This is a genomic window from Paenibacillus sp. J22R56 (assembly GCF_056269375.1).
The window spans coordinates 266,274-291,959 of sequence record NZ_JBWDNV010000007.1; the positions used below are offsets into that span (position 1 = coordinate 266,274).

Annotated in this window: 25 protein-coding genes and 1 tRNA gene; 14 read left to right on the plus strand and 12 right to left on the minus strand. The window is 43.1% G+C overall.

The features are described from left to right. Nucleotides 1-114 precede the first annotated feature (114 nt). Both AC0YNT_RS18330 and AC0YNT_RS18335 read right to left on the minus strand, forming a co-directional pair. On the minus strand, nucleotides 115-684 hold the full coding sequence (locus AC0YNT_RS18330; RefSeq protein WP_441894841.1) for a stalk domain-containing protein: 570 nt from the start codon (nucleotides 682-684) through the stop codon (nucleotides 115-117). 159 nt (nucleotides 685-843) lie between these two features. Next, nucleotides 844-1,059: a hypothetical protein gene (locus tag AC0YNT_RS18335; protein WP_441894840.1), complete on the minus strand. Its 216-nt coding sequence runs from the start codon at nucleotides 1,057-1,059 to the stop codon at nucleotides 844-846. Nucleotides 1,060-1,188: 129 nt separating this feature from the next. On the opposite strand from AC0YNT_RS18335, the gene AC0YNT_RS18340 reads away from it, so the two are divergent. Both AC0YNT_RS18340 and AC0YNT_RS18345 read left to right on the plus strand, forming a co-directional pair. After that, nucleotides 1,189-1,914 (plus strand): MBL fold metallo-hydrolase, encoded by a 726-nt coding sequence (locus AC0YNT_RS18340; protein ID WP_475805936.1) that lies wholly within the window; start codon nucleotides 1,189-1,191, stop codon nucleotides 1,912-1,914. A gap of 171 nt (nucleotides 1,915-2,085) precedes the next feature. Continuing rightward, complete coding sequence (locus tag AC0YNT_RS18345) at nucleotides 2,086-2,316, plus strand: DUF3892 domain-containing protein (protein WP_167277854.1); 231 nt, start codon at nucleotides 2,086-2,088, stop codon at nucleotides 2,314-2,316. Between the two features lie 50 nt (nucleotides 2,317-2,366). Here AC0YNT_RS18345 and AC0YNT_RS18350 read toward each other — a convergent pair whose 3' ends face one another. Continuing rightward, nucleotides 2,367-2,531 carry a hypothetical protein gene (locus AC0YNT_RS18350; protein WP_167277852.1) on the minus strand — a complete coding sequence of 55 codons (165 nt, stop codon included), beginning with the start codon at nucleotides 2,529-2,531 and terminating at the stop codon, nucleotides 2,367-2,369. Nucleotides 2,532-2,754: 223 nt separating this feature from the next. On the opposite strand from AC0YNT_RS18350, the gene AC0YNT_RS18355 reads away from it, so the two are divergent. The 4 genes from AC0YNT_RS18355 to AC0YNT_RS18370 all read left to right on the plus strand — a co-directional run bounded on the left by AC0YNT_RS18355 (nucleotide 2,755) and on the right by AC0YNT_RS18370 (nucleotide 6,118). Then, nucleotides 2,755-4,023, plus strand: coding sequence for a plastocyanin/azurin family copper-binding protein (locus AC0YNT_RS18355; RefSeq protein WP_475805937.1), 1,269 nt, complete (start codon nucleotides 2,755-2,757; stop codon nucleotides 4,021-4,023). 10 nt (nucleotides 4,024-4,033) lie between these two features. Continuing rightward, the gene (locus tag AC0YNT_RS18360) at nucleotides 4,034-4,723 is read left to right on the plus strand and encodes a cupredoxin domain-containing protein (protein ID WP_475805938.1); all 690 of its coding nucleotides are present in this window, start codon (nucleotides 4,034-4,036) and stop codon (nucleotides 4,721-4,723) included. Nucleotides 4,724-4,811: 88 nt separating this feature from the next. Next, entirely contained in the window at nucleotides 4,812-5,384 is a 573-nt protein-coding gene (locus tag AC0YNT_RS18365; protein WP_475805939.1) for an RNA polymerase sigma factor, read from the plus strand. Then, complete coding sequence (locus tag AC0YNT_RS18370) at nucleotides 5,381-6,118, plus strand: anti-sigma factor (RefSeq protein WP_475805940.1); 738 nt, start codon at nucleotides 5,381-5,383, stop codon at nucleotides 6,116-6,118. Before AC0YNT_RS18365 ends, AC0YNT_RS18370 begins: the two co-directional genes overlap by 4 nt. Before the next feature lie 47 nt (nucleotides 6,119-6,165). Here the strand turns inward: AC0YNT_RS18370 and AC0YNT_RS18375 are convergent, their stop codons facing one another. Further along, entirely contained in the window at nucleotides 6,166-6,504 is a 339-nt protein-coding gene (locus tag AC0YNT_RS18375; protein ID WP_475805941.1) for a cupin domain-containing protein, read from the minus strand. Continuing rightward, nucleotides 6,452-7,522, minus strand: coding sequence for an acyltransferase family protein (locus AC0YNT_RS18380; protein WP_475805942.1), 1,071 nt, complete (start codon nucleotides 7,520-7,522; stop codon nucleotides 6,452-6,454). Before AC0YNT_RS18380 ends, AC0YNT_RS18375 begins: the two co-directional genes overlap by 53 nt. Nucleotides 7,523-7,798: 276 nt before the next feature. Here AC0YNT_RS18380 and AC0YNT_RS18385 point away from each other — a divergent pair. Continuing rightward, nucleotides 7,799-7,874, plus strand: a tRNA-Val gene (locus AC0YNT_RS18385). Between the two features lie 118 nt (nucleotides 7,875-7,992). Here AC0YNT_RS18385 and AC0YNT_RS18390 read toward each other — a convergent pair. From AC0YNT_RS18390 to AC0YNT_RS18405, 4 genes are read right to left on the minus strand one after another with little or no spacing between them, the layout of a single operon-like run. Beyond that, a complete protein-coding gene (locus AC0YNT_RS18390) occupies nucleotides 7,993-9,096 on the minus strand; it encodes a site-specific integrase (RefSeq protein WP_475805943.1) in 1,104 nt (367 codons plus the stop codon). Between the two features lie 7 nt (nucleotides 9,097-9,103). Next, a complete protein-coding gene (locus AC0YNT_RS18395) occupies nucleotides 9,104-9,310 on the minus strand; it encodes a hypothetical protein (protein ID WP_475805944.1) in 207 nt (68 codons plus the stop codon). Nucleotides 9,311-9,327: 17 nt separating this feature from the next. Next, nucleotides 9,328-9,537, minus strand: a complete 210-nt coding sequence (locus tag AC0YNT_RS18400) for a helix-turn-helix domain-containing protein (RefSeq protein ID WP_475805945.1) — start codon at nucleotides 9,535-9,537, stop codon at nucleotides 9,328-9,330. Between the two features lie 13 nt (nucleotides 9,538-9,550). Continuing rightward, nucleotides 9,551-10,780 (minus strand): replication initiation factor, encoded by a 1,230-nt coding sequence (locus AC0YNT_RS18405; protein WP_475805946.1) that lies wholly within the window; start codon nucleotides 10,778-10,780, stop codon nucleotides 9,551-9,553. 385 nt (nucleotides 10,781-11,165) lie between these two features. Between AC0YNT_RS18405 and AC0YNT_RS18410 the strand changes: the two genes are divergently transcribed. Both AC0YNT_RS18410 and AC0YNT_RS18415 read left to right on the plus strand, forming a co-directional pair. Further along, a complete protein-coding gene (locus AC0YNT_RS18410) occupies nucleotides 11,166-11,642 on the plus strand; it encodes a helix-turn-helix domain-containing protein (protein WP_475805947.1) in 477 nt (158 codons plus the stop codon). Between the two features lie 97 nt (nucleotides 11,643-11,739). Beyond that, nucleotides 11,740-13,653: an ATP-dependent nuclease gene (locus AC0YNT_RS18415; RefSeq protein ID WP_475805948.1), complete on the plus strand. Its 1,914-nt coding sequence runs from the start codon at nucleotides 11,740-11,742 to the stop codon at nucleotides 13,651-13,653. A gap of 406 nt (nucleotides 13,654-14,059) precedes the next feature. Here AC0YNT_RS18415 and AC0YNT_RS18420 read toward each other — a convergent pair whose 3' ends face one another. From AC0YNT_RS18420 to AC0YNT_RS18430, 3 genes are all read right to left on the minus strand, one after another. Next, a complete protein-coding gene (locus tag AC0YNT_RS18420) occupies nucleotides 14,060-16,177 on the minus strand; it encodes a serine hydrolase (RefSeq protein WP_475805949.1) in 2,118 nt (705 codons plus the stop codon). A 179-nt stretch (nucleotides 16,178-16,356) separates the two neighbouring features. Then, complete coding sequence (locus tag AC0YNT_RS18425; RefSeq protein WP_475805950.1) at nucleotides 16,357-17,868, minus strand: response regulator transcription factor; 1,512 nt, start codon at nucleotides 17,866-17,868, stop codon at nucleotides 16,357-16,359. A gap of 44 nt (nucleotides 17,869-17,912) precedes the next feature. Next, nucleotides 17,913-19,682 carry a sensor histidine kinase gene (locus AC0YNT_RS18430; protein WP_475805951.1) on the minus strand — a complete coding sequence of 590 codons (1,770 nt, stop codon included), beginning with the start codon at nucleotides 19,680-19,682 and terminating at the stop codon, nucleotides 17,913-17,915. A gap of 151 nt (nucleotides 19,683-19,833) precedes the next feature. On the opposite strand from AC0YNT_RS18430, the gene AC0YNT_RS18435 reads away from it, so the two are divergent. The 5 genes from AC0YNT_RS18435 to AC0YNT_RS18455 all read left to right on the plus strand — a co-directional run bounded on the left by AC0YNT_RS18435 (nucleotide 19,834) and on the right by AC0YNT_RS18455 (nucleotide 25,673). Continuing rightward, nucleotides 19,834-21,144 (plus strand): ABC transporter substrate-binding protein, encoded by a 1,311-nt coding sequence (locus tag AC0YNT_RS18435; protein ID WP_475805952.1) that lies wholly within the window; start codon nucleotides 19,834-19,836, stop codon nucleotides 21,142-21,144. 134 nt (nucleotides 21,145-21,278) lie between these two features. Beyond that, a complete protein-coding gene (locus AC0YNT_RS18440; RefSeq protein ID WP_415639889.1) occupies nucleotides 21,279-22,154 on the plus strand; it encodes a carbohydrate ABC transporter permease in 876 nt (291 codons plus the stop codon). Continuing rightward, nucleotides 22,154-22,984 carry a carbohydrate ABC transporter permease gene (locus tag AC0YNT_RS18445; protein WP_441894817.1) on the plus strand — a complete coding sequence of 277 codons (831 nt, stop codon included), beginning with the start codon at nucleotides 22,154-22,156 and terminating at the stop codon, nucleotides 22,982-22,984. Before AC0YNT_RS18440 ends, AC0YNT_RS18445 begins: the two co-directional genes overlap by 1 nt. 577 nt (nucleotides 22,985-23,561) lie before the next feature. Next, complete coding sequence (locus AC0YNT_RS18450) at nucleotides 23,562-24,470, plus strand: cation diffusion facilitator family transporter (RefSeq protein ID WP_475805953.1); 909 nt, start codon at nucleotides 23,562-23,564, stop codon at nucleotides 24,468-24,470. Nucleotides 24,471-24,551: 81 nt separating this feature from the next. Continuing rightward, nucleotides 24,552-25,673: a glycosyltransferase gene (locus tag AC0YNT_RS18455; RefSeq protein WP_475805954.1), complete on the plus strand. Its 1,122-nt coding sequence runs from the start codon at nucleotides 24,552-24,554 to the stop codon at nucleotides 25,671-25,673. Nucleotides 25,674-25,686: the final 13 nt, after the last annotated feature.

Here is a 25,686-nt window from a genome sequence, read left to right on the forward strand (position 1 = left end):
ACCCCATTTCAGTTAATTATACATACTAACGTATCGTACCATGTGAAGGAACGGTGGTCAAACAAAAGACGCCTTTCTGCTGCACTCACAGCAATAGGCGCCCTATATTAACAGCTATTGGGAAGAAATCAGCTTCTCCGACACGACTGTCCAGTCATCTGATGGTGATGTCTTCAAATAAAATCGAACGGCGTATTTCCCTGCAAACTCAAAGTTATATTTGATATCTTCGGTCCGATACCAGAAGTTATCCTTCGTAATATTCACGTTCTGAGTTTGAATAACCTTCTCTGTGCCGTAAGGATCCGTAATCGATACTTTCACGGCTGAAATGTCCGTTGTCAAGTTATCGATCTGAGAGAAAACGTTAAACGTATATTTATTCCCTTTGTCCACATTGCCAAATATCACTTTATCCTGGAATAAAATCATATGAACATTAGGCTTATTAATCGTCGCTTTCTTGCTCTGATTATCCCAGTCGACTAGTGCGTGCAGACTGTTTGCCATTTGGCGCAGCGGTAAATATGTCTTGCCGTCTACAACAATTCCGCCGTCATCAAGCTCACTGCCATTTACAATTACTCGTACCTTCTGCACTGCCGAATCGGCAAATATGAATGTACCACCACATACCGACAAAATAGCGAGCAGAATGGCTACTTTTTTAAATCTGACCAACATTTGCTGATAACCCTCCATCCGTTTTGTCTGGATGAAAAGTTATACTCGGAATTTCGTCCAAAGTTGCGCACAAGCCTAAAAGTTTTTAACAGCTAGAAAGACTATCCTAGAGCTGTCAAAAGCTGTAGAATCATGCGCTTGCCCAGGAAATATTCGTCCTTATTTGTACGTGCGAGTCAAGATACAAGGAACACCTTTCCCTACCGCTCCGGGCTCCTGCATCCGCCTCCAATAGTTCATTCCCCGCTCACAAGGCGTTTTGCATACTCCACATGTATCAGACAATACAAGCTTGTAATGATACTGCTTTTTCTCACTTGTCTTTTTCTTCTTGACGACTTTACCTTTGCCTTTGGCCGCTGCTGCTGCACTCATCGCTTCCTTCAGTCCTCCCGCCGTTATGCTACTGCATTATATGTAGGCGCAGGCAAAAGTGCATCTGTTGTTTGTCATCAAGATACTCATTTGATAAAGTGGAAGAAAATGTACCGGGAGGGCTCCAGAATGCAAATTCAAATGTTAGGCACAGGTGGTGCTTTTGCGAAAAAATACGCGAACAATAATGCGCTGGTTGAGGTAGACAGCTTTAGGCTGCTCGTCGATTGCGGCATTACTTTACCACGATCACTGCATGATGCTGGCTATTCGTTTGATGATTTAGACGCTGTACTTATCAGCCATATGCATGCCGACCATGTTGGGGGACTTGAAGAATATGCGTTCCAGATGATGTTCCGCTATGGCAAGAAGCCAGTCCTTTATATCGCCGATACCCTTGTGGAGCCATTGTGGGAACAGACGCTTCGGGGAGGACTTACTCAGGAACCCCTTACGGCCATATCCGATTTCTTCGATGTCCGGCCTATTAAAGAAGGTGAAGAGTATGAGATTCATCCCGAAATTAAAGTAAAGCTTATCCTTACCGATCATATTGCAGGAAAACTCAGCTACTCTTTCCTCTTTAACGAGAGCTTCTTTTACTCGGCAGATATGAAATTTGATGGTGCTTTGCTCAGCAGACTTAGCAATGATGGCGTGGAGACCATTTTCCATGACTGCCAGCTCACTTCCCCCGGGGTTGTACATGCAAGCTTGGATGAATTGCTGACACTGCCGGAGGACATTCAAGAAAAGGTTTGGCTTATGCATTATCACGATAATATGGAGGAGTTTATTGGTCATACGGGCAAAATGCGCTTCGTCCAGCAGCATGAGGTTTATACCATATAAGCTTTATTAAAAAGTCAAAAGCAGATATCCACCGCGCTACTGGCGCTGCAAACATCCGCTTTCGTGTTAGTGTATGCAAGAGTGATCCAACTGGTCCAACACTTATTCTTCCGATTCATGCATTTCTTCCACCTCATTGAACCATACTAGCCAATGGGAGGATGATAAAAAATGGATCAATCAGAAGAAGTTGTAGCCGTACGTAAAAATGGAGACGGCGATATCGTGGAGCTGCAGTTAACATCCGGCCGTGTTGTGGATTACAAAACCGCACAATCAATGGTTAAAAATAATGAAATTGCCGGACTAAACGTCTTTAGAGGCCGTGATCATGATGAGCATCTCCGTTCAAACGCGGATGGCCGTACAGACAATAATCTCGACAATTTGCCTACGTTCTAAAAACCAGAAAATCGGCTGCCGCATATGCGGACAGCCGATTTTTGTTTTCCTCATTTTTTTTTCGTTTCAGGAGGCAGTTTTCTTCGCCACACATGTGTTTGATCATAAGACAAGGAATCCTTCACCACAAACCGAGCAACATAAGCGCTCACCGTACCCACGATGCCAAACAAGCCTAGCAGCCATACGGCCATATAGGCATATTCCGTTGCCAAACGAGACCGCCTCCTATTGTGTTGCAAGTGCTTACTATACACGTATGTGTGGTTTTCAGAAATTATGCTGATTTTGTAAAAACTCCGTATCATCTTTCCGATATTATCCTCATACTACCGGGCGGACAAAATTATTCCTGCAATATTTTCCACTCCCATCAAACCGCATTTTCATTTCCTTCGTTACCTCCTATATGAGACGATCATTCTTTAAGGAGGATTAATGATGACAACTAAACGATTTATGATGTTTATGTTTTTGGCTGTACTCTTAACCGGCTTATTATCTTCAGTAATTGGTGTATCTGCGGCTGACCAACCATCCGCTTCCGCTTCTGTCACAACGGATGCAGAGACGGCAGCCAAGCTGGGATTGCTGCTTGGCGATGGCACCGGTGTAAATGATACCTACCTCTTGAAACAAACCACCCGCATGCAAGCTGCCATTATTTCTTTACGCCTGAACGGAAATCTGAAAGAAGCGATGGCGTTTACCCCAGCTTCTAACTTTAAAGATGCAGACAAAGCCGGCAAATCAAATGAACCTATCCTCGCCTATTTGAAACAGCATTCTGAATTAGGCTGGTCTGGCAATCCAGATGGCACTTTCCATCCTAATGATCCAATCAGCTCCCAACAGCTGTACAAAGTACTGCTCGAAAATATCGGCTTCCATTCCGGGTCCGAGTTTGCTTATTCCGACACCTTGACCTTCGCTGCTTCCAAAGGGATGGCTTCTATTGCAGCGGTCAACCTCTTGACCAATGCTCATTTGGCTACAGCACTCATTGAAGCCTTGGCTGTTCCTACCGTGCAAGGCGATTCGCTTTTTGTTGCACTCCAGCAGAAAGGTATCATCCCGCAATCGGCAATGCTCCCTCAAGGCAAGAGAATTCAGCTAGGAAGCCATAAAGAGTTAGGTACTTATTTGACCGATAACAACGGTATGACTTTGTACTATTTCACGAAGGACGCTGATAACATCAACGCTTGCCAGGGACAATGCCTCGTCAATTGGCCTATCTTCCAATCCGACGAACTTCAGATTCCTGCCTCCCTGAACAAAGCAGATTTCTCTACCATCACACGCACTGACGGAACAAAGCAATGGGCTTATAAAGGTTACCCGATCTACACCTTTATCCAGGATAAGAAGCCAGGTGATGTACTAGGTCAAAACGTCAATAAAGTATGGTTTGTCATTGATCCTTCTACCTTTAAAGGAATGGCAGCAGAAGTGAAATCGTATCAAATTGATATCAAACAGTTCTCGTTCGGGACAGAGCCCTTAACCGTTGAAGCTGGCTCCAAGATCACCTTCACCAATTATGATGAGATGGAACATAACGCAGTAGCTGTTGACGGCAGCTTTAAAGTACCTATGCTGAAAACCGGAGAATCCTACACGATTACGCTAGATAAGACAGGAACATATAGTTACTTTTGCGAGCTGCACAAGTCGTTTATGACGGGAACTATTATTGTGAAATGAGGGATGGACGATGAAATGGAAACAGCAGCATAAAGGTTTACTAACCTTGTTGTCCGGACTAATATTCGTGCTTCTTCTGGCAGCATGCGGCAATTCAGTGGAAAAAGCACCCTCATCATCATCACCATCGGAGGAAACGGCAGCTGTTACGCCAAGCCAAAGTCCTTCATCCTCCGCACCAAGCGATGAACATATACAGCATGAATTAGCAAAACCAACGGAGGCGCCAGCGGCAACCTCGGAAGCTACACCAACAGCAAAGCCGCAAGCTTTAGCGACAACATCGCCAAAACCTTCTCCAGCGCCATCTCCTTCTCCATCCCATGATGATCATCATGGCGGACGCTCAGATGACGATGATTCTAACGCATCACCAAGTGCTGCCATCGAGGATCATCCAAAGAGCTCACCTGATGATAAGGCATCCTCTGCTGAGGACGGAAGCAAGGAATATGTCGTTGAGATTTCGAATTTTGCCTTCTCCCCCGCCAAGCTGGAGATCAAGTCAGGAGACCGCGTTACTTTTATAAACAAGGATGAAATGAAACATAGCGCAACCGCAGACGACAGCTCCTTTGACACCGGTCTGCTCGCAGAAAATGAAGACAAAACCGTAACATTTGATGACGCTGGTGAGTTTGCCTACCACTGCATGCCGCATCCAGGGATGCAGGCAACGATTGTCGTCTCGGATAAATAGAATGAAATGAGGGATAACCATATGGGGTTATCCCTGTTTTTAGTAGAATAGAGTTATATTATCTTTCAATCGTGGAGGTCATTATCGTATGCGGGAGCTTACGGATCATCAATTGATGCTGCTCGTGCAGAGCAAGCAGAGCGAGGCGCTTTCGATTTTATATGACCGATACTCATCTCTCGTGTATTCCTTTGCCTGGAAAACGTTAAAGGATGAAAGTGTCGCCAGAGAAATCGTACAGGCTGTTTTTATGCGATTATGGACGACCAAATCGGTCTATAATCCCGAACAGGGAAGGTACTCCAGCTGGCTGCTGACGATCACTCGTAATATTACAACCGACTGGCTGCGCAAAAGACGTAGAGACAATGCTGCTCTCATTCAGGTCGAACAAGAGCAACTCGATCGGATCCCAGATCATGTAACGGCCACACCGGAAGCAGCGCTGCTAAACAGCTCCGTGAAGGACCAAATCAGAAGTGCTTACGGCAACTTGTCAGAGCAGCAAATTCATTTGCTTGAGCATTTCTACTGGCAGGGTTACACCATAAGCGAGCTTGCGACCATTTATAATCAGCCGATAGGAACGGTTAAGAATCGTCTGCATCAGACGTTAAAAATATTACGCAGGCATCTTGTAGCCGAAGGAGAGCAATCATGAAGCAGCAAAATGCGACGATATGCCAATATGTTCTGGACTATATATCCGGCGTTTGTTCCGATAAAGAGAAAAAAGCTTTTGAACGGCATCTTCCAGGATGTCCGACTTGTCAGACCGAATTGGAAGAGCTGCGCTTAGTATGGGACTCCCTCCCTTCCGATATGGAATTGATCGATCCACCTGGCGATTTGAAGCAGCAGGTCATGGATGCCGCTCTCGCCACCGTTACGCCGCCTGCATCCAAGCGGTCCTTCCGGAAGCTTACATGGGGTGCAGCAGCAGCCGCAATACTAGCCGTCTTTATCGCGGGTACGGCATGGAATATAAATCTCTATAACAACCGCAGCAGCGCAGCGATTATTCCAATTGAGAAGGCTTTATCCGTCTCAGCATCCCAGATAAATGAGCTCATTTCCTTAAAGCCTATGTCTGAAGACGTGGCCTCCTCTTATGCTGTCGCTTGTATCGTCGATAACGGAAGCAACAAACAATTTGTTGTTTATGTATTTGGTGCGCCCGCTTCGAAGGGTGATTCGGTTTATCAAGTATGGTTGAACCATTCCGGTGAGAAGGATAGCGCAGGTACTTTCCGTGTTGATGAGCAAGGCATTGGCGTATTAGCTATGCCTGTTGCAAGCGAAACTTTTGCTTTTGATTCGATTGGTATCACTGTAGAACCTGATGAACACGGGAACCAACCTCGGGGAACGAGAGTTTACAGCTCAATCTCCTGAATACAAAAAAACCGCCATCCGTACGGCAAGGTACGATGGCGGTTGTCTTATGCAGGGAATCTGTCTCCCCTTGTCGTTGGTTTTGAAATCACAAGGAACTGGATATCACTGTCCGACTTATTATACATCTGATGCGGAATATGTGGAGCAACATGAATTCCCTCATGCTGATGCAGCTCATGCACCTCACCGGCAATCTCAATTGTCGCCGTCCCCTCAAGCACAAAGAAAAACTGCTGTGACTCTTCATGATAATGTCTTGCTTCGGCGGTATCTGTCGGCATACGCTCATGGATAATACTTAGATCCTGCGCTTTTAGCAAATGCCACCCGTCACATTGGTCCCCCCATATGTAGTGCTCTGCGTTTTGTCTGCTCATCTTCATGTCTGTTTCTCCTTGATGTCCAATCTCTCCCTAGCTTCATAGAAGGCAATTCAAGCAACCGATAAGAAACATAGGCTCCAATTAGGGAGGTTAATATTACAATTATTTCAATCGCCCATATTGGCATAATAGTATGAAGCAGATATATAAAAGTCAATAGAAGAACGGCATGAAGCAAATAAAGTGAGTAAGATATTTTCCCTAAAAAAGCGATCGGCTTCCTATGCAGCATTAGAGACAACCCGTTTATGGTCAACGCACACATGATGAGTAATACCACCCCCATTGCGATTCCCCAGTCAGCCGCGAGGCTCAACCATGCCCCCTCTATCTTCATCACCTTAGTTACAACGGTATCACTGATACCGGCATAAGTGTAGCAGAGCAGCCCTCCTGCAAGTACAGCTAGCTTTATCGACCGAGGCAAGCTGCTCATTCGACGAATAAGTTTCTCCCTATTCTTCGCTAATAATGCACCTACCATAAACATCCCCATGTAATGCAAGGTGTACAGATAATTCGTCGAGATCGGGTTTTGATTAGTTAAGTTGAATACCATATTCCCAATATACGACAACAGGGACAAACTAATCGCAAACGTTAAATTCATCCTCCATCCATACCGAATGATGAATATCATCAGCAGCGGGAAAATAATAGAGATCCGCATCTCCTGCGTTAAGGACCATACGACTGGATTAATTGCCGTTTCCGAATACTCGGGAACGAGCAGCAGATGACGGAGCACTGTATTTAAGGTTAAGGGTTCCGTCCACCATTCTAACTGAAGACCATCAAAGCTCTGATTCGGAACATATACAAGCTTATAGAGTAGCAGGCTGAACAGCATTATTATCAGAAACGGAAAATAAATTCGGCAAATTCGTTTCACTATGTAGTTGGAATAAGTGAATTTTTTATTCGAATAAAAGGGAAGTGACAATACAAAGCCGCTAAGCACGAAGAAAAAGATAACGGCCTCGTGCCCCCCCATTAATGATTCGAAGCGGTGTCTCATTGAGAGCATCTATCCACGTTACCGCACTCAAGATCATTATGAAATGACCAAACACCACGCTTAAAGCAGCTAGTCCTCTTAAGGAGTCGAGCTCCTCATATCGCTTCATCATAACCCCCCTGACGTACCTTTTTTTATGTTACAAAATGTATCACACAAGTTCACGAAATGGTAGCGACTTTATGCTCAGAAAAGTTTTAAAGTATGTTAAATTTGTATTTCAATTCTGTTGACAATCATTTTGGATGCTGATATATTAATATCTATCACTCACGTGATCTGTTAGCTCAGCTGGGAGAGCACTATCTTGACAGGGTAGGGGTCAGTGGTTCGAGCCCACTACAGATCACCATAACTTAAAATGTCGAAAGCCTTGAGAAATCAAGGCTTTTTTTGTATTACTGATAAAACACATTACTTTAATCATAATCGAATTTCAGGTACTGGTCACATATTGGTCACAGAACGTCTTAAATGAATACTAAATTAGCTAAATTTTCTGCTGCTTCTTTCTGCATGTTAGGTAACAAGTGCGAGTATGTGTCTAATGTTAACTTTATTGATGAGTGCCCCAATCGTTCAGACACTATTTTAGGATGAACATTTTGACTTAACAATAAGGAAGCATGTGTGTGACGCAAGTCATGGAATGTAATTTTTCGAACATTAGATTTAACTAACAGTTGTTTGAATTCTCTCATTAAATTTCTAGGGATGAGTTGATTACCTGTACTTGTATGAACGACAAGCCCCTTCTCACCGAATACCCCCATTGCTAAACGCTTCTCATTTTCCATAATTCTATGGTGTCGAAGTAAATAATCTGCTGTTGTTGGATCAATAGATATTGAGCGATTCCCAGAAACAGTCTTTGCGCCGACCTTGAAATCTTTCCCATCGTGGCTTAATGTTTGACGCACAAGAATCTTACCATTTTCGAAATCAACATCCTGCCATCGAAGTCCAAGTATTTCTCCCTGGCGCATCCCTGTCAAAATTGCCAAGTGGAATGCGATGTAATATCTACTCGCCTTAGCAGCATCTAGAAATTGTTGTATCTCATGAAGGCTCCAAACTTCTAATTCTTTTTTCTTCACTTTAGGTTTGTCCACTAATGAGGCAACGTTTTTAGTTATCAATTGCATTTTCTCAGCCTTATTCAGTGCAGTATTGATAATATTAAATGTTCGTTTTATCGTAGATGAGGCTAGTCCTTTTTCAAACATTGTTGTAGTTAACCGTTGAACGTCCAATGACGTTAGTTTGTCTAATGCTATTTTTCCGACTACTGGTATAATGTGATTTCTAATGTAGATTAAATTAATTTTTGCTGTTTCCCTTCCGATGGTATGTTGTTTATCGTTCATCCACTCCTGTAGATAATCTGCTACGGTGAGCTTTGATGCTTTTACAAAAGTACCGCTGTTTAAAGCGCTCTGCGCCTCTACAAGAGCTCTCTGAGCTTCTTTCTTAGTATGGAAGCCTCTTTTTTTACTTTGTTTTCTTTTCCCATTCTCAGTGCGTTCTAAGACGTAATACCACTTGTTCCCTTCTTTCCTAACAGAACCTGCCATATCATAATCACCTAATCCTATTATCAATTTCTTTATCGAGTATAGTAGTAGGCTTTATCTCAATAATTTCAGAATGAGCAATAAAAGAAATTCTCTTTTCTCTTTTTAGCCATATTCCATCCGAACCAATTAATCCAAATACACTATTCTTATCGGGTTCTACAACTACACCAATTAATACTTCGTCTTTAGTTCTAACCGTCACCTTACTCATATACATCTCGCTCCTCATTAAACTAGAATTGATGGTACTAAGATTTTATCTGTCGATCCTGTAAGCCATAAAAGAAACACTTCTCTTGCGACCTTAATTCTTTTCCCTGCTCTTACAACATGAAATTGTCCTGAGTTCACAAGTTCATACGCCTGTCTTCTGCCAATACCTAAAATATTCTGAATATGTATTACATCGAGTACCTGTGGGATGTTCTCATCAGTCATTGTGATTTCTCCTTTAATCGAAGTTTAGGAATTTACTTTGTCTTAGTGTTTTTTCAATATCGAATGATTTCATCTTATATGCGAGCTTTGTATCGCACCAGGACTGTAAGACTTTCGATGTCTCACTAGTTGATTCATGATCACTAATTGCAGCAACTGACATTAGTAAACCAGCAGCTTGATCAAGAAGTCTTACTAAGTTCCCTTGCTTTATTGTCTCTCGTATCAATGGTTCTGCAGAGTAATCGTTTTTTGCGTCTTGAATTAACTTCCACTTCCTCTTTATTTTCCACCGCGAAATGTTATCTTTAGATGGATTTCTTATAGTAAGCCATTCTTTGGTCAAATAAGCCCATAATTCATTTTGTTTTTCAATGAATGTCTCAAAAGTAGGAATACCAAACTCTTTTAACGCTTCTCTCCGAATTTGAAACTCAACTCTCCAAATATCACTTGAACCGTCCCAATCATTATCCAGCCATATTTGATGAAACCATATCTTCCCAGATTTTTTCACTTCTAAAGTCTTGTTATAAATCCTAGCTAACATCGGCTTTCCCCTGCCAATAGTAAAACCGCTGAACGTTCTACCATGTGTATATTCTTCGTTTACAAAATGCTCTGTTTTCCCTTTTGCTCTTGTTACTACACCTTTAACATCGTTTTGAGTAAAATTCATTTCATCAGTATCAAGAGATGGATCAATTCTAGACAAACTTGACGAGATGACTTTTAACGATAATGTTTCAAACCATTTCATAAACTTTGCATACGCTTCTATGACACCATATGACCATAAGTACGAAGATAAGAAACGAACCATAACTGGAGAATTAGAATTCATCTCCTTCTCCATAAAAGAGATCAGAAAATCATTGCAAGAAAGTCGATAAGCATAAAACCTTTGACCTGAAGCATGAACTGTTAGTTCTATTCCTCCGATATTAATGTGTTGTTCCTTTCCTTCTTTTTGTGCTCTCTCCTTTAAATACTTGAACTGCTCTAGGTATGGCTTAAAACTGCTAAAATAACATTCAATATTTAAACCAAATTCTAAAGTGTCAATTGCCTTTATTATCAAGGCTCTAAGCCTCCTCCTGATGTAATTTGCACCCAGCATGATATATAGTTGCTGGGCGACAGTGCTACCCGCCTCAGCCTTTACATGGAGCCTCCGCAAGCCGTGCCAGTCAGGCATTGCGGTCAGGCTCAGAGAGACCTGACCGGCAAGCCAGCCTTGCACACCTTGCCCTCCATATAAAGGCCAAGCCAGTGCGTCACTATCGTTCCTTACTGGTATCGGCTTCGCTTTGCAAGCTAAGCCGAAGTCTTACAATAGAATTTGTAACCTTCTTCTCAGATACTGCTTGTATTGCTCTGGTTTTACTTAATTGGGATAAATATTTTTCAACTTCATCTAGCATTCCAAGTATAGAATTTATATCCAGTGCTATTCACCTCATTCCATCCACTAACGGATTGGGTTAGTTAATATTAACGGAAAGCGTTAATTTCATTATACTAACGGATTTGGTTAATTTCAAGAGATTGATTTTAATGTTTCAAAAAAACCGTTACAAATGATAAAATGAAAATTAATATACTAACCAATTGGAGGGTTCTTACGATTGGATATAAAACAACTATTTGAACAAGGTGAAAGTGAATATGGAGTGGGCAAAAGAATAAAACAATTGAGGAAAAAATCAAAGTGGACTCAATTGGACTTAGCTGAAAAAATAGGAGTTTCATCTCAAGTTATATCAAACTGGGAAAGAGAATATACAGATCCTGATCCAGAAGACCTTTACAAATTGGCTACAACGTTCGAGGTAACAACTGACTACCTAATACTTGGACTACAAGACCATGAAATCAAAGATATTCGACTATTGGAACGAAGAGAAACAATACTTATTGATGATGTTCTACACTATATAAATAATTTCGGTTCAGATTTCATAATCCAAGTAACTCAAAACAACATCATACTAGAAGAGTTATTGAACAATAAAAAACTAAGTTTATCCTTTAATAATAGAAAATTATCAATGCAGGATAAGAAAAAGATTTATGATCTATTGAAAGTCATTTTAAGCAACTAATCAAAAAGAAACCGCTATAAAGCGGTTTCTTTTTTTCTATGGTATATTATTGACCACTCTGTTAGAATTTTCCTTATAAAACTAAGAGGGTGTTCATATGAAAATTCACAGCTTAAGGCTTGAAGGATTTCGAAGACATGTAGATACGACAGTGTTTTTCTCTGACGCAACATTCTTAATTGGTGAAAATAACGTAGGTAAAAGTTCTATTTTGTCAGCTCTTAACTATCTTCTGAATGATATAAAAAAAATACCTGAAAATGAATTTTTTCACGTTTTAGGTGATGGCGAAGTTGGTAATATTCGAGCTGCTGATAAAATTGTCCTCACTGCTGAGTTTAGGGGAGTTCCCGAGGAAGCTCGAGCATGGAAGGGATTCAAGTCACGAGTTTTATCGTATCACGAGAATGAGGTCTCGGGTTTAAGAATTATTTACAGAAAAACTTTTGAGCTAAATACTGATTATGTTGTCGAGTTGAGGCAACAAGTAAGAAGCAAAAAAGAACAGTTCGAAAATTGCTCTACAATTAATGAATACATCGAAGCAGGTCTTGATATTTCTGAAATCATGGAAAAGCTAAGTGGTTCAGATTTTAATAGAAGACCGTCAGCAAAAAATTTGCAGTTAATTGAAGAATTAGAAGATTTGTACAATTACGACGAACAGAATGAAGAATGGTTCAGAAACCCAGGTGGAATTCCAGGTATAGTCCTTCAAAAACTACCTAAATATTTATTTATTCCTGCACAGGATAAAGCAACCGAGCTTTCAGAAACGTCAGGTGCACTGTACTCTACTTTAAATGAACTTTTTAATGATGTCAGAGAAGCATCCTCACACTATCAGGAAGCTCAAAGATATTTAAATCTTCTCGCACAAGAGCTTGATCCTGCGGATGAGCAGAGTGAATTTGGAAAAATGATGACTGAATTAAACTCTGTAATGAGAGATGTTTTTCCGAATACTGGTCTAAAAGCGGAGACGCAATTATCCGATGCAGACAAGGTAATCAAACCACAATTTAAAATATCCATGTTCAGCAATATTGTTACACCCGTTGCGCTGCAAGGTACTGGAATGGTTCGTTCAGCGGTATTTGCACTATTAAGATACAGAAATTTACGCGAGAACAGAAGTCATGATCATACTTTAATACGCCCATTAATTATTGGTTTTGAAGAACCTGAGATATACCTGCATCCTAATGCGGCACAACAGATGAGAGATACCATTTATGATCTTGCTTCAATTGATAAAAATCAAATTGTATGCACCTCTCATTCACCGTATATGATTGACCTTAGTAAAAGACCATTGCAAATATTAAACAGCCTAGCATTAGAGCACTCTACCCTTGAAATTAATGGGCATACCCTCAATACTGAAAAGGTTCGTTGTAATCCATTCAATACAAGCCGATCATTTAGCCTGTTGCAAGATAACGATAAACATTATGTGAAAATGTTGTTAAAAATTGATGATCATATTGCCAGAGTTTTCTTTGCTAAACACGTGCTAATAATTGAAGGTGACACTGAGGATTTAGTGTTAAGGGAAACAATCGCTCGGTTCCCTTTAGAGGTCCGAAAAGATATTCAATGCAATTGGCAAATTATTAAAGCTAGAGGCAAAGCAACTATAATTTCACTCGTTAAATACCTTAAAAGTATGGGGATTAATCCTGTTGTTATTCACGATGCAGATACAGGGACTGTAGGAGCAGAGATATTCAATGCACCTATACTAGAAGCTGTAGGTGAAGCAGAAAAGTGCTACCTGTTAACTAATTGTATAGAGGACATTCTTGGATATCGTGCCCCTACTAGCGAAAAACCATATCGTGCATATCGTTACATAAACTCGAACTGGACAGATAACTGGATTGATATTAGTAGTAATTGGTTAAGAATAGTCAAACAGATATTTCATGAATCATTTGCTCTTATCGAACAGCATGTGGTTGTGGAATTACTTCAGGCAGCACCTGGAGCGGAAGTTACCGATAATTAGGAATCATAATGGTCACACTATTGGTCACATACAACAGTATATATAAGGTAACTCGAGGCTACCTCTTGGGCTGATTCAAAGTGATAGTTAGCCATTTTTAGAACTTTAGTTAACAAGAGGAAACCTCAGATGTCATGGTAGCCTATCTTGACAGGGTAGGGGTCAGTGGTTCGAGCCCACTACAGATCATACTAACAGAAACCCGCTAAGCCTTGTGCTTAGCGGGTTTTCTTTGTTGGTACAGTTATTCATTAGTAGTAGTACAGCATGTATTGATGTGAAAGTTAGCTATAGTGTCAGTAAGTTAAAAACAAAAAAAGCAGCCTCTCCGAGGAAGCCGCACCGATCTGATCGATACGCGCGGAACTCCCGGCGGGAGGCTGCTTTATAAGTTGCTTCACTACCGTTAAGCAGCGTCCTTAACGAGCGTTTTCACGCCGTTTTGCTGCATGCTGGCTACAATCAGGTCGGTTGGCTGAAGCATAAGCGAATAAAGAATAGCTGCTTCCTCGCCTTTATTTAATACTTCCTTCGAATGGAAATTGAACGTGCCGTCGGCAGCTTTCGTGACCTCTGGACCATAGATGCCAAGTGCCACCATCATTTGGACCGCAGGAACAGCCCAAGGATCGGTCTTGCCGGACAATTTCACATCATTGAACGAAACTTTTGGATATTGCAGGACAAATACGCGTTGAATCATCGCGGCCGCTTCTTCGCGGCTGATCACCTGATCCGGCTTAAAGCTACCTTTACCGTCTCCTTTTACCATGCCCATCATAGCAGCAACCTGTATGTACGGCGCTGCGGGATGATCCTTAATATCGTTAAAGGCATACGTGTCAAACTGCTGAGCTTGTACACCGGACATTGAAAGCACGTCCTGCACGAATTGTCCGCGCGTAACCCCTTCTTCCGAATGGAAATTCACCTGCAACGCATCATTGGGCAAATAACCAAGCGATTGCAGCATGAAAATATATTTGGCATACGGATGATCCTTGTCCACATCGGCAAATCCTGAAGCTTCCGCGCCTTTTTGGGCATAACCAAGCGGGTTCAAATACGGCTCCTTCATATACAGAACCTTGCCATCGCCGTCCAACTTAAAGGCGGTGAACTGCTTCGTCAAATCATCGATAAACAAATTATCGTCAACCTGCTTCAGCGTGCGCGGTCCCAGATACGAATCGCTAATCGTCAGCGCGCTTTCATCGTCATTAATTCCCGACACCAGCACCTTGGACCGGATATCGGCGTAATAACCTGCGAAACGGCTAAGCTCTTCGCTGCTTTGAGGCGTGTAATCCTTCAGGTCGGCAGGAGCCGCATACTGCGGGAAGAAGGTTTGGATAAATTGCGGGTAAAATAGGTTGCGTAACGGGCCTTGCTTGTTGTAAGTAAGGAATACGCCGGTATTTTTCTCTGGGATAAGGAACATATACGAGCTGAAGTCGGTCATATCACCAGCTTTGGTCACAATTTTGGAGCTTGCGCCCGCTCCCGGAATCTGAAATGGCGCTTCAAAGCCATACGTCGTGTCCGGCAGCAGCGGATGGATAAAGGAACGGTATTGCTCCATCGAGTTTACCGTATCCTTGGACAAAATGCGGCTTGACCCCGCTGCTCCGCCATTTAGGAACGCGATCATAAACTTGCCGACATCCTCCGCCGTCGACAGCATGCCCCCTTCCGGCAGGACGGTTGGCTTCAGGCCGTACAATGGTACCGGAGCTCCTGCCGCAGTATAACCGGTCGCCAGGTTATCCTTCAGTGCGCCATCCAGCAGAAACCCGCTGTTATCCATACCTAGCGGCCCGAATACCTTCTCGTCCATATACTTTTCAAAAGGCACTCCGCTCACCTTTTCCACGATCAGCCCAAGCAGCAAATAACCAAAGTTGTCGTACATGTACGCCGTACCTGGCTCACGGACGACTGGCGGCATATGCTCGCGGACATAATCGTCCATGCTGAAGGTTTTGCCGAGATTGCCTGGCAACATGTCTTCCGCCTGAACTTCGCGAACATCAAGCCCGGACTTATGTGTAAGCAGATCCGCTACGGTTACAGGCTTATCGAATGGATTTTCAACTGTGTACCCCGTAAGATAAGTCAAGAAGTTCTCATCCAGTTTGATCTTACCTTGCTCCACAAGCTGCATGACGGCTGCTGCCGTAAAAGTCTTAGAAACAGAAGCGACACGGAAGACAGTGGAAGCCGGATCGACAGCTTTCCCAGTTGTTTGGTCCGTAACACCGTATCCCTTTTGAGCCACCACTTCCCCATCCTTGACAACTACAACAGATGCCCCAACATAGTAAGGCTTGGCCGCATCTGATTTAAAAAAACTGTCCAAAAATGCGGTTGCCGAGTCCGCGTTTAACGCGGCCGGCTGTGCGGCTGTCGACGTCTGAGGCGATGCCGCCAAAGCTGACGAGGATAGCACGGTAAATGCGACGAGCGATGCAGCGATTGTTTTCGACCATACAGAGAACTTAGATTTGTACGATAATAACTTCAATTTCCATATCCCTCCCAATTTATGAATCTATTATTCTACTCCATAATTTGGGAAAAGTTTCGTATAATTGAAAAGCAAATCTAAATCTCTTATTTGAATCCTCTTCGTTTTTTATAAGAAAAAAAGAAGCGGTGCAAGGATAATCCATCCATCCTTCCACCACTTCTTTCGTTTAGATTCTATTCCAACAAGCTCTCTAAGCCGGCATGCTGCTCCTTATACTCGCTAGGGCTTAATCCTGTATGATCCTTGAACACACGGGAGAAATAATGCTGGTCGCAGAAGGATAGCGCATCTGCGAGCTCCTTGATTTTCAAATCTGGCTTAGCACACAGCTGCTTGCAGGCTTCCTCGATCTTCAGCTCCATGTAATATTGTACGAATGTTGTGTTCGTATAACGCTTTATGATCCGGCTCACATATGACGCACTGACATGGAATTTGGCAGCCAGATCATTGATGGAAAGCTGCGAAAATTTATGGAGCTGCACGTAAGCATCCATCTGCTCAAACAACTCTTCTCCGCTTTTCCGGTTACGCAATTGCAGCTGTTCAAAGTTGAGGGCACACCAGTCCAGACATTGCTCACAGAATCTCTGGTAGCTGCCCAACTCCAACATTTCTTTGACAGCTACTGCCGCTGCCAGCCTTTCCTCCGGTCCGTTGCTCGGCAAAGCATGGACAAAAGCATCTCCGATCGCGGCTACAAGCTTCGCCAAATCGTAATAACGGGTATGCTCGTTATAGGAGATTTGCAGATACTCACGGAGCTTCATCAGGAATGGCTGTGACTGGCGCTGTTCGATCATATCGGTAAAGCTTCTAATAATCTCTTCCTTCCCTACTTGTTCAGGAATGCGATAATCCGTATCCAGCAGCACTCTTTTATCAAGCAGCGTTTCTTGATCGAGTAAATATTTCAATCTGTCATATTGAAGCTGCAGCTGGTTCATATCAACTGGCTGGAATCGGCCCGCCATGGCGATTTCAATATCAACACTTAGCAGCTGACGTTCAATGGATTCCATCCAATCAATCGTTGTAGTGAACCGCTCCTTCAAAGCGGACTGGACAAAAACAATATAACGGTCCGAATCCTTAGCAGGAAACAGCCAGCAGCTTTGCGGCTCGCAAACGGCTTGGAGCACCGTTTGCAGCATTTCCGTCTTCCAATTGCCCAAATTTGGGCTAAACGGCTGCCTTCCAATCAGAAACAGCGAAATAGATTGTTCATGAAATTGTGGTCCAAGACGCAAGCCTGATAGAGATGCAGCAGGCACAATCGACTTCAAGGGATCAAGGCTATATTCCAGCTTTTCTGCGAGCGAATCAACGATCCGTTCCATAACCTCAATCAATTGGTTCCGCTCTACAGGCTTCAGCAAATAATCAAACACCTGTAAATTAATCGCTTTGCGCGTATATTCAAAATCGCTGTAGCTGCTGATAAGCACTACTTTTAGCGACGAATGCAGCCTCTTCGCTTGCTCGATAAGTCCAAGTCCGTCCAGCTTGGGCATCCGGATATCGGTAATCAGGATGTCGATAGGCTGCTTTTTCATATAATCCAGTGCCTCTTCCCCGTTATAGGCGGTTGCGACGATCTGAATCGGCAGTTCCGATGATTCGAGAAGCGCCTTGATATTACGTAGTATCGGCTTGCTGTCTTCAGCAATCAAGGCGGTAAACATAGACTTCTCCTCCTAAAAAGAATTGTTGCTTCGTAAGCATAATCCTAGTAAAAATCTTTCGTGAGAGAGGCGATAATTTGTACGGTTGAGCCCTTGTCCTCCCCCGCGTTATTGTACAGGTTGAAAAATAGTCGGTTCTTATACATCAGCTTGAGTCGATTCACCGTATTCACAATTCCCATATTTCCAAAGCTTGACGGCATATGAAGCTCATGCTCCCTCGCTTCGGAATTCGAAATATTATTCATGATTTCATTAATCTTACCAGCTTCAATACCTTCACCATTATCATTTATTTCGATCGCCCAAATCCCGTTATACAGCTTCACCAGAATTTTTATGCGCCACGGCGGATCGGTATTCGTAAACGCATGCTCGATGCAATTTTCAACGAACGGCTGGATGACCAGCCTTGGAAGCTGAATAAGGTTTGCAGCTGCATCATCTGCGATAATTTCCCATTCCAGGTCGTTTTCATAATTTTGTTGGACAAGCGATAAATAGTTACGGATATGCTCCAGTTCTTCCGTCAATGAGACGTGCTGGTAGGGAGACGTAACAATATAACGCAAGGAATCGGACAGATGCTTGCACATATCTGAAACCGCATTGTTTTTGCCCTCTTGGGCGGCAATGCTAATCAAATATAGCACATTGTGAATAAAATGCGGCGCGATTTGCGATTGAAGAGCCGAGTTTCTCGCCTTCATTTCTTCCTGCAGCGCCAGCTTTTCGTTTTCGATCGATTGCTGAAGACGGCCTAACAGCTCCTGGAAGGAATCACTTAAAGCTATCAACTCGTTGTTATGAGAACGGTTGTCCACTTTGACATCCAGATTGCTATAGTTAATGCGTGAGATTTGGCCTCGCAGCTTCCGAATTGGCAGCAGCAGATTCCGGGTACTGAAATAAATATACACGAATGAAAACAGCATCAGTATGGATATAAACGCAATTGATAAATATTGGACAGAATTGACCGGTCCAAGCACGGCGTGCTTTGGAGTTACAACATAGGTTGTCCAGCCGGTGCTAGCCGATTGATTATAGGCGACATAATTGGAACGGTCGTCCAAATACATGCCGCTGGTCACAGCATCTGCCTCAAGAAGCTCCAGATCACTTGGCTTATCTGCATTTTGTGAGCGGGCAATGAATTGATGCTCCTGGTCCATGATATAAACGTCACCAACCGCAACATCTTCCGTTGGAAGCTGCAGCTCGGATTGATCCAGTTGAATGGATAGATAGCCAAAAATCTGGCCATTCTGATTGATGATTGCTCTATCAAATGCCGTTATGCCATTAGGCTGCTGATATAAAATATAGTCGTTATTATCCATTTCACTCTTCAGCTCTGGTTCGATCTTCACCGGGTTCGTCGGATAACCGATGTAGGATGAAAGCGCCCGCCCTTCGAGATCGTAGATGATCATATCTCGTATATCTACGCTGGGGCCGATAGCCTCAAACATCATCCTTTTCAAAATTCGGCTCTGAGTCAGACCTTCTGCTGAATCCCCTGAATGATAACCTCCAGATAAGGCTGCTGTAACTTGCTCGTTAGACAAAACGCGCTGAGACAGCTGATTCTGGTTTTTAATATATTGGTCCAGCTGTCCGCTGATTTTAGCGGCCGTGAGCTGCTTTTCTTTTTCATTGTTTTCCTTGAGCGGCCTGATAACCTGCCAATTGACATAGGCCAAAAAACAGCATACTACAAACAAAAGCAAGATTAGAAACATAAGAACTACTTTCGTTTGAAGGCTGGTCTGCCTGGGAATAAATCTGATTTTCTTGCTAACGCCTTTCAAGAATGATAGCCTCCGATTCGATATTAGTTCAGAATTTTACACAGCAATGGTAAAGGTGAAACATGTACCTCCAGGTGAAAAAATCCTACAATTGGATTGTAAACGGATTCAATCGAAGATACAACAAAGGGCACCATGAGGGGAGAAAAACATGAACCAAACAACACGTAAGCTATCATTAGGCGCAGTAAGCGCAGTACTAGCTCTATCGCTAGCAGCATGTGGAAGCAATAACACGAATTCAGAAAGCGGAAGCACCGGAAGCGGCAAAAAAGTAACGATTGAGCTTGCTCTATCCAAAAGCTCGCAAGACTCTGCATTTGTACAGCAAGACCTGCTCGATGAATTCGAGAAACAAACGAATATCAAAGTCAATTTACAGCTGCTTCCAGCAGAACAAACATCAACCGTGCTCCAAACAAAGCTGGCTGTTAACGAAACGCCGGACATTCTGCAATACAACCTGGCAAGCGCAACAACTGACCTTAATCTCGAGCGCAACTTTGAAACTCTGGATGACCAGCCTTGGGTCAGCCGTCTTCAGAACAAAGACGTCCTGTCCGCATACGGCCATATTTACAGCTTCCATGTAAGCCAAGATACGGGTATGCAAGGGGTTGTCTATAACAAAGATATCTTCAAAGAGCTTGGCCTTGAAGTTCCAAAAACCTATGACGAGTTCCTTGCGGCTTGCGAGAAAATTAAAGCAGCAGGCTACACGCCAATCTTTATGCCATTCAAAGATAACTGGGCGGCTAACGTAATGCCGGGCGCAGCATTTGGTGAATATGCGGCTAAAAACGAGCCTACACTCTTTGATGATCTGAATGCAAACAAGAAAAAATGGACGGATATTCCAGCGTTCCAAACGATCCTTGACCAGCAATATGATCTGTATAAAAAAGGCTACACCAATACTGACGTATTGAGTGACAGCTATGACATGGCTGCAGGTAAATTCCTGAACAAGGAAGTAGCGATGATGTTCATGGGTGACTGGCTGATCGAATCGGTTCAGCAACAGGATGCTAACATGAACCTTGGCTTGTTCGCTTACCCTACCGACAACAGCGGCGATGCTTATCTTGGCGCAAGCCCGCTTGGCGGCCAGCTGTTTATTCCGAAAAAAGCGAAGCATATCGAAGAAGCTAAAAAATTCCTTGACTTCATTGCAACAAAAGAAGTTGCGCAAGAAATTGTGAATAACCAAAGCTATGTATCCAATTTCAGCGACGTAACAACGCCAGAGCTTCCTGCTTACAAGCAAGAAATTTTGGACAACTACATTACACCTAAAAAAGTTGCTATGACGATGGACGCTTTCATGCTGGTTGACCGCAGTGAGCTGTACAGAAGCCTTCAAGACCAGTTCACAGGCAGCATATCGTCCCAAAAAGTACTTCAAGCCTGGAATGAGAAGTTTGCTGAGCTGATGAAAGACAAAGGCGAAGCTGGCTTCTAAGCAGCAACAACAATAAAGCAAGTTAAAGACTTACCTGCGGCTGCTGTTCTTTTGCAGCGGCCGCTCCTTCTAAAGAATGCAATTGCAAAGCTAGAACTAGAACATAAAAATCAACAAATTTGGTGGGATGAGAAATGATGACACGCTCCAAGAGTATGTACGGCTATTACCTCTTATGGCCTGCGCTGCTTATCTATACGGTCTTCTTCGTATTACCGGCAATTATCGGCTTGTATTACTCCTTTACCGACTGGCGTTTAGATCGTATCGGCATCAAGTTTATCGGCCTCGATAACTTCAACAAAATCTTCACGGATGACACCTTAATTCTTGCCTTGAAAAACACGTTTATTTTTGCAATAGCAACTGTTGTCGGAAAAAATGTGATTGGCCTTGTGCTTGCCATCGCTTTAAATATGCGGCTTAAATCCCGCAATTTCCTTCGTGCTATATTTTACTCTCCATCCATTCTAAGCGTATTGGTAATCTCTATCGTCTTTACCCCTATGCTGCGTACAGAAGGTATGGTGAATAAGTTTTTTGACGCTATCGGTCTTCACTTCCTGAGCCAGGCTTGGCTGACCGACCCCCATATTGTGATTTGGACGGTTGCTCTAGTATCCATCTGGCAGCACGCCGGCTTCCAAATGGCTATCTATCTGGCTGGCCTGCAATCCATCTCGAAGGAATACTATGAAGCTGCAACGATTGACGGTGCAGGTGCTTGGAGAAGCTTTACGAACATTACCGTTCCGCTTCTGCTGCCAGCCATCAATATTAACTTGATGCTTACGTTAATCGGGGGATTGAAAGTTTTCTCCGAAGTATTCGTCTTGACAAGCGGCGGTCCGGGCAACTCCTCACAGGTTATAGGCACGATTATTCTTCGAGCGTTTGGCGAAGGCAACTGGGGCCTTGGCACGGCAATCAATACCCTGCTGTTCCTCATTGTCAGCTTGATTGCAATCCCATTGCTGGTCTTCATGCGTCGTAAGGAGGTTACCGAATAATGAGCTTCTCTCGAAAATTATCACTACGCAACTACCTTGTAGAAATTTTACTGCTAATCGCTTGCTTAGGTATCATCATTCCGCTTTTGCTTATGATTTTTGGTTCGTTTATGACTAGTGCTGAGGTTTCTAAGTTTCAAATTCGGTTACCGGACAAATGGATGTTCTCTAACTATGTAACCGTATTTAAGGAAGGTGGTCTTGCTCGCGCCTTTCTGAACGGTATCGTCATTACTGGGGTATCCGCCATATTGAATATTATCACTTCTTCCGCAGCCGCCTTTATACTGGCACGACGCGACAGCAAGCTTGCAAGCTACCTGTACCTGTTTTTCTTCATGGGACTAATTGCTCCAATGTCCACGATCACAACGATCAAAGTTGTGCAATGGATGGGCTTCTACGGCAGCATCACGAGTGTCATTTTCATTTATGCAGCTTTAAATACGGCATTTAGTATCTTTTTATACAGCGGTTTTATTAAATCGGTACCAAGAGTGCTTGATGAGGTTGCTTTCCTGGAAGGCGCTAGCCTGATGGGTGTGTTCTTCCGAATCATTACACCGCTTATCATACCGGTTAATGCAACAGTAGCAATCATGGTTTTCATGTCGGTATGGAACGACATCACGATCCCTCTCTATTTCCTTACAGACAGCTCGACATGGACCATGCCGCTTTCGATTTACAACTTCTACGGCAAATACAGCCGTGATTGGAACCTGATTTTTGCCGACCTCGTCATGACGTCGATTCCTGTTCTTATTCTTTATTTGATGGGACAAAAATATATCGTCAGTGGTCTTACGGCCGGTGCGGTAAAAGGTTAGGTTGAAGCAATCATTCATAACGATCTGTTTTTCCATATAACAGATTAGGCCTTGAGCAATCAAGGCTTTTTTTGTTTCTATTTTAACGATTAATATATTGAATTTTCGATACCGGAAGATAAACCGTATTACCATTTGTGTCTATAAACTTGGCATTCCCCTCGTAAAATCCGGCCCACGTGGCATTCGTTAACAATAAGGTGGTTAAAGTACAATAAAACGAATCATCGACAGAGGGATATAAACAGGCAATCCTGCACTTATGAATCTGGCGTTACCTTCATAGAATCCGGCCCATATCGCATCGATTAACAGTTGATCACCTGTGCTTACAGTCGAAATCTGGTCCCCAATTGGAATAGATTCTAATCTAAAGAATTGGCACAGGGTATGTGCTCGGACACGATCTGCTTGTACGATTAATACGAATCTATGAAATGGGCGAATCCTACATATTTTGCTCAGCCTAAAAATCTTGACCTGTTGCAACACTGTTTCTCTAGACCCACACACCCTTCATCCTTTATGATAAGGATCGTTGTCTTTTTAACCTGTTAATTGACGGAGGTATTATAGGGTGAGTGGTTCAAAAATTAAAGTTTCTTCTAACATATTTGCAATATGGATCAGCTTACTCAGTAATTTGATTCTGACGGGAATTAAGCTAATTGTTGGTCTGACTTTCAAAAGCCAAGTACTGATTGCCGACGGGGTACATAATGCTGGCGATGTCATAGCTACTATGGCAGCACTCGGCTCAGCTAAAGTTGCGCAGAAGCCTGCAGATGAAGACCATCCGTACGGTCATGGCAAAAGTGAGCTGATCGGCTCTGCATTGGTTGCGATCATTATGGTGCTTGCTGCTTTATTTATCGCCTACCACTCGGTTGAATCCTTCTTTCATACCGCGGGTGAAGCTAGTATGGTGGCCTTTATTGCAGCTGTCATCTCGCTCTTCTGGAAACTGTGGTTATACCTCTACTGCATAAAAGTTGGCAAGGAAACAAACAGCAAAAGCCTTGAAGCAACGGCTTATGACCATCTCGCTGACGTCTATGCGTCTATTGCAGCGGTTGTGGGCATTGGTGCAGCGATCATCGGCGATCGCAACGATATCCCCTTCCTGAGCTATGGTGATGCTGCCGCCGGCATTGTAGTTGCCTTTTTTGTTATGAAGCTGGCTTATGACATGGGCAGAGAAGCGGTTGATGTATTGATGGAAAAAGCCGTCTCCCCAGAAAAGCTGAATGATTACGAACGGCTTGTCTTCTCGATCCCTGAGGTGAAGCGTATTGACCGGATTCGCGCTAGAGAATTTGGCCAATATGTGATCATTGACGTTCGTGTCGGGATCCCAGCGCAATTTACGATTCAAGAAGGTCATGATATATCCCGGAAAATTAAACAAACGATTCTTACAAATCATAACGATGTGGAGGAAGTGCTTATTCATCTGAATCCTTGGTATGAAGATGAGCTGGAGTAACCTCCCTTTAAAGACCTGCAAAGGTCTTTTTTTTGATTCCAAAAAATAGAATTTAGCTATCGGTATTCTCTATATAAAGAGGTGATTCCCCTGTCTGAGCACCCTATTGTCAGCTTCGTTGTCCTTGCTTATAACCATGTTGAAATTACAAAACGTTGTATCGACAGCCTACTCTTACATACACCGTTAGACGGTAATGAGCTGATCCTCGTCAACAACGGCTCTTCCGATGACACCAGGAGTTATTTTGATTCCATTCCACATGCAAGACCGATCCATATTCCTCAAAATGTTGGACCTGTTAATGGATTTAACGTCGGCATGAATGCGGCGCGGGGCAAATATATTGCCCTAATTAGTAATGACATGATCTTGACGGCCAATTGGCTTGACAATCTGATGACTTGCATCGAATCAGATCCCAAAATTGGCTTCGTCTCGCCAGGGGCCAATTATGTCAGCAACTATCAACAGATCAATCTACCTTTCAACACTCTTGAGGAAATGCAGCAGCAAGCGAGGGCCTATAATGTCTCAAACTCTACGAAATGGGAAGAACGAATCCGGCTTATGCCGGTTATTCTTTTTTCGCTAACAGAAAGACTGCGTGAAATTGGGGGCTATGATTCCCGCTTCTACTTCGGTGAGTTTGGAGACGATGATATAAGCTACCGATACCGCCGGGCTGGCTATAAGCTCATCTATGCAGGTGATACGTTTATTTTTCATCACGGCTCAGTGACAACGGGCATTGATCAACGGCAAAATAACTCTCTTCAGATCAGCAGGCAAATTTTCCATAGTAAATACGGCATCGATTCCTGGGCGGAGGGACTGCCTAACATGAAGCTTGTAGAATCCCTCAAGAGCCGCTGGACTCCTAAGCCAACTGTTTCCCTTCTTGCAATTAACTGCTGCGTTGGAGCCACTCCCCTTGCTTTTAAGACCTACTTCAAGCAAAACGGTGCGAGCAACGTACAATTAACAAGCTTAACGAATCAAGAGAAATATATGACCGACCTGCGAACCATCTCCAACCGGACCTTGTATTATAAGACGATGGCTGATATTCATCAGCAGCTACGAGACGAACGGTTCGATTATATTTTATTCGAGCATGGTTATCCGGACTTCATTCAATCTTACAACCAAGAGGAATTGATCCATGCTTACTTGTCACCATCAGGACATTTCATTACTTAGTTAAAGCAGTTCG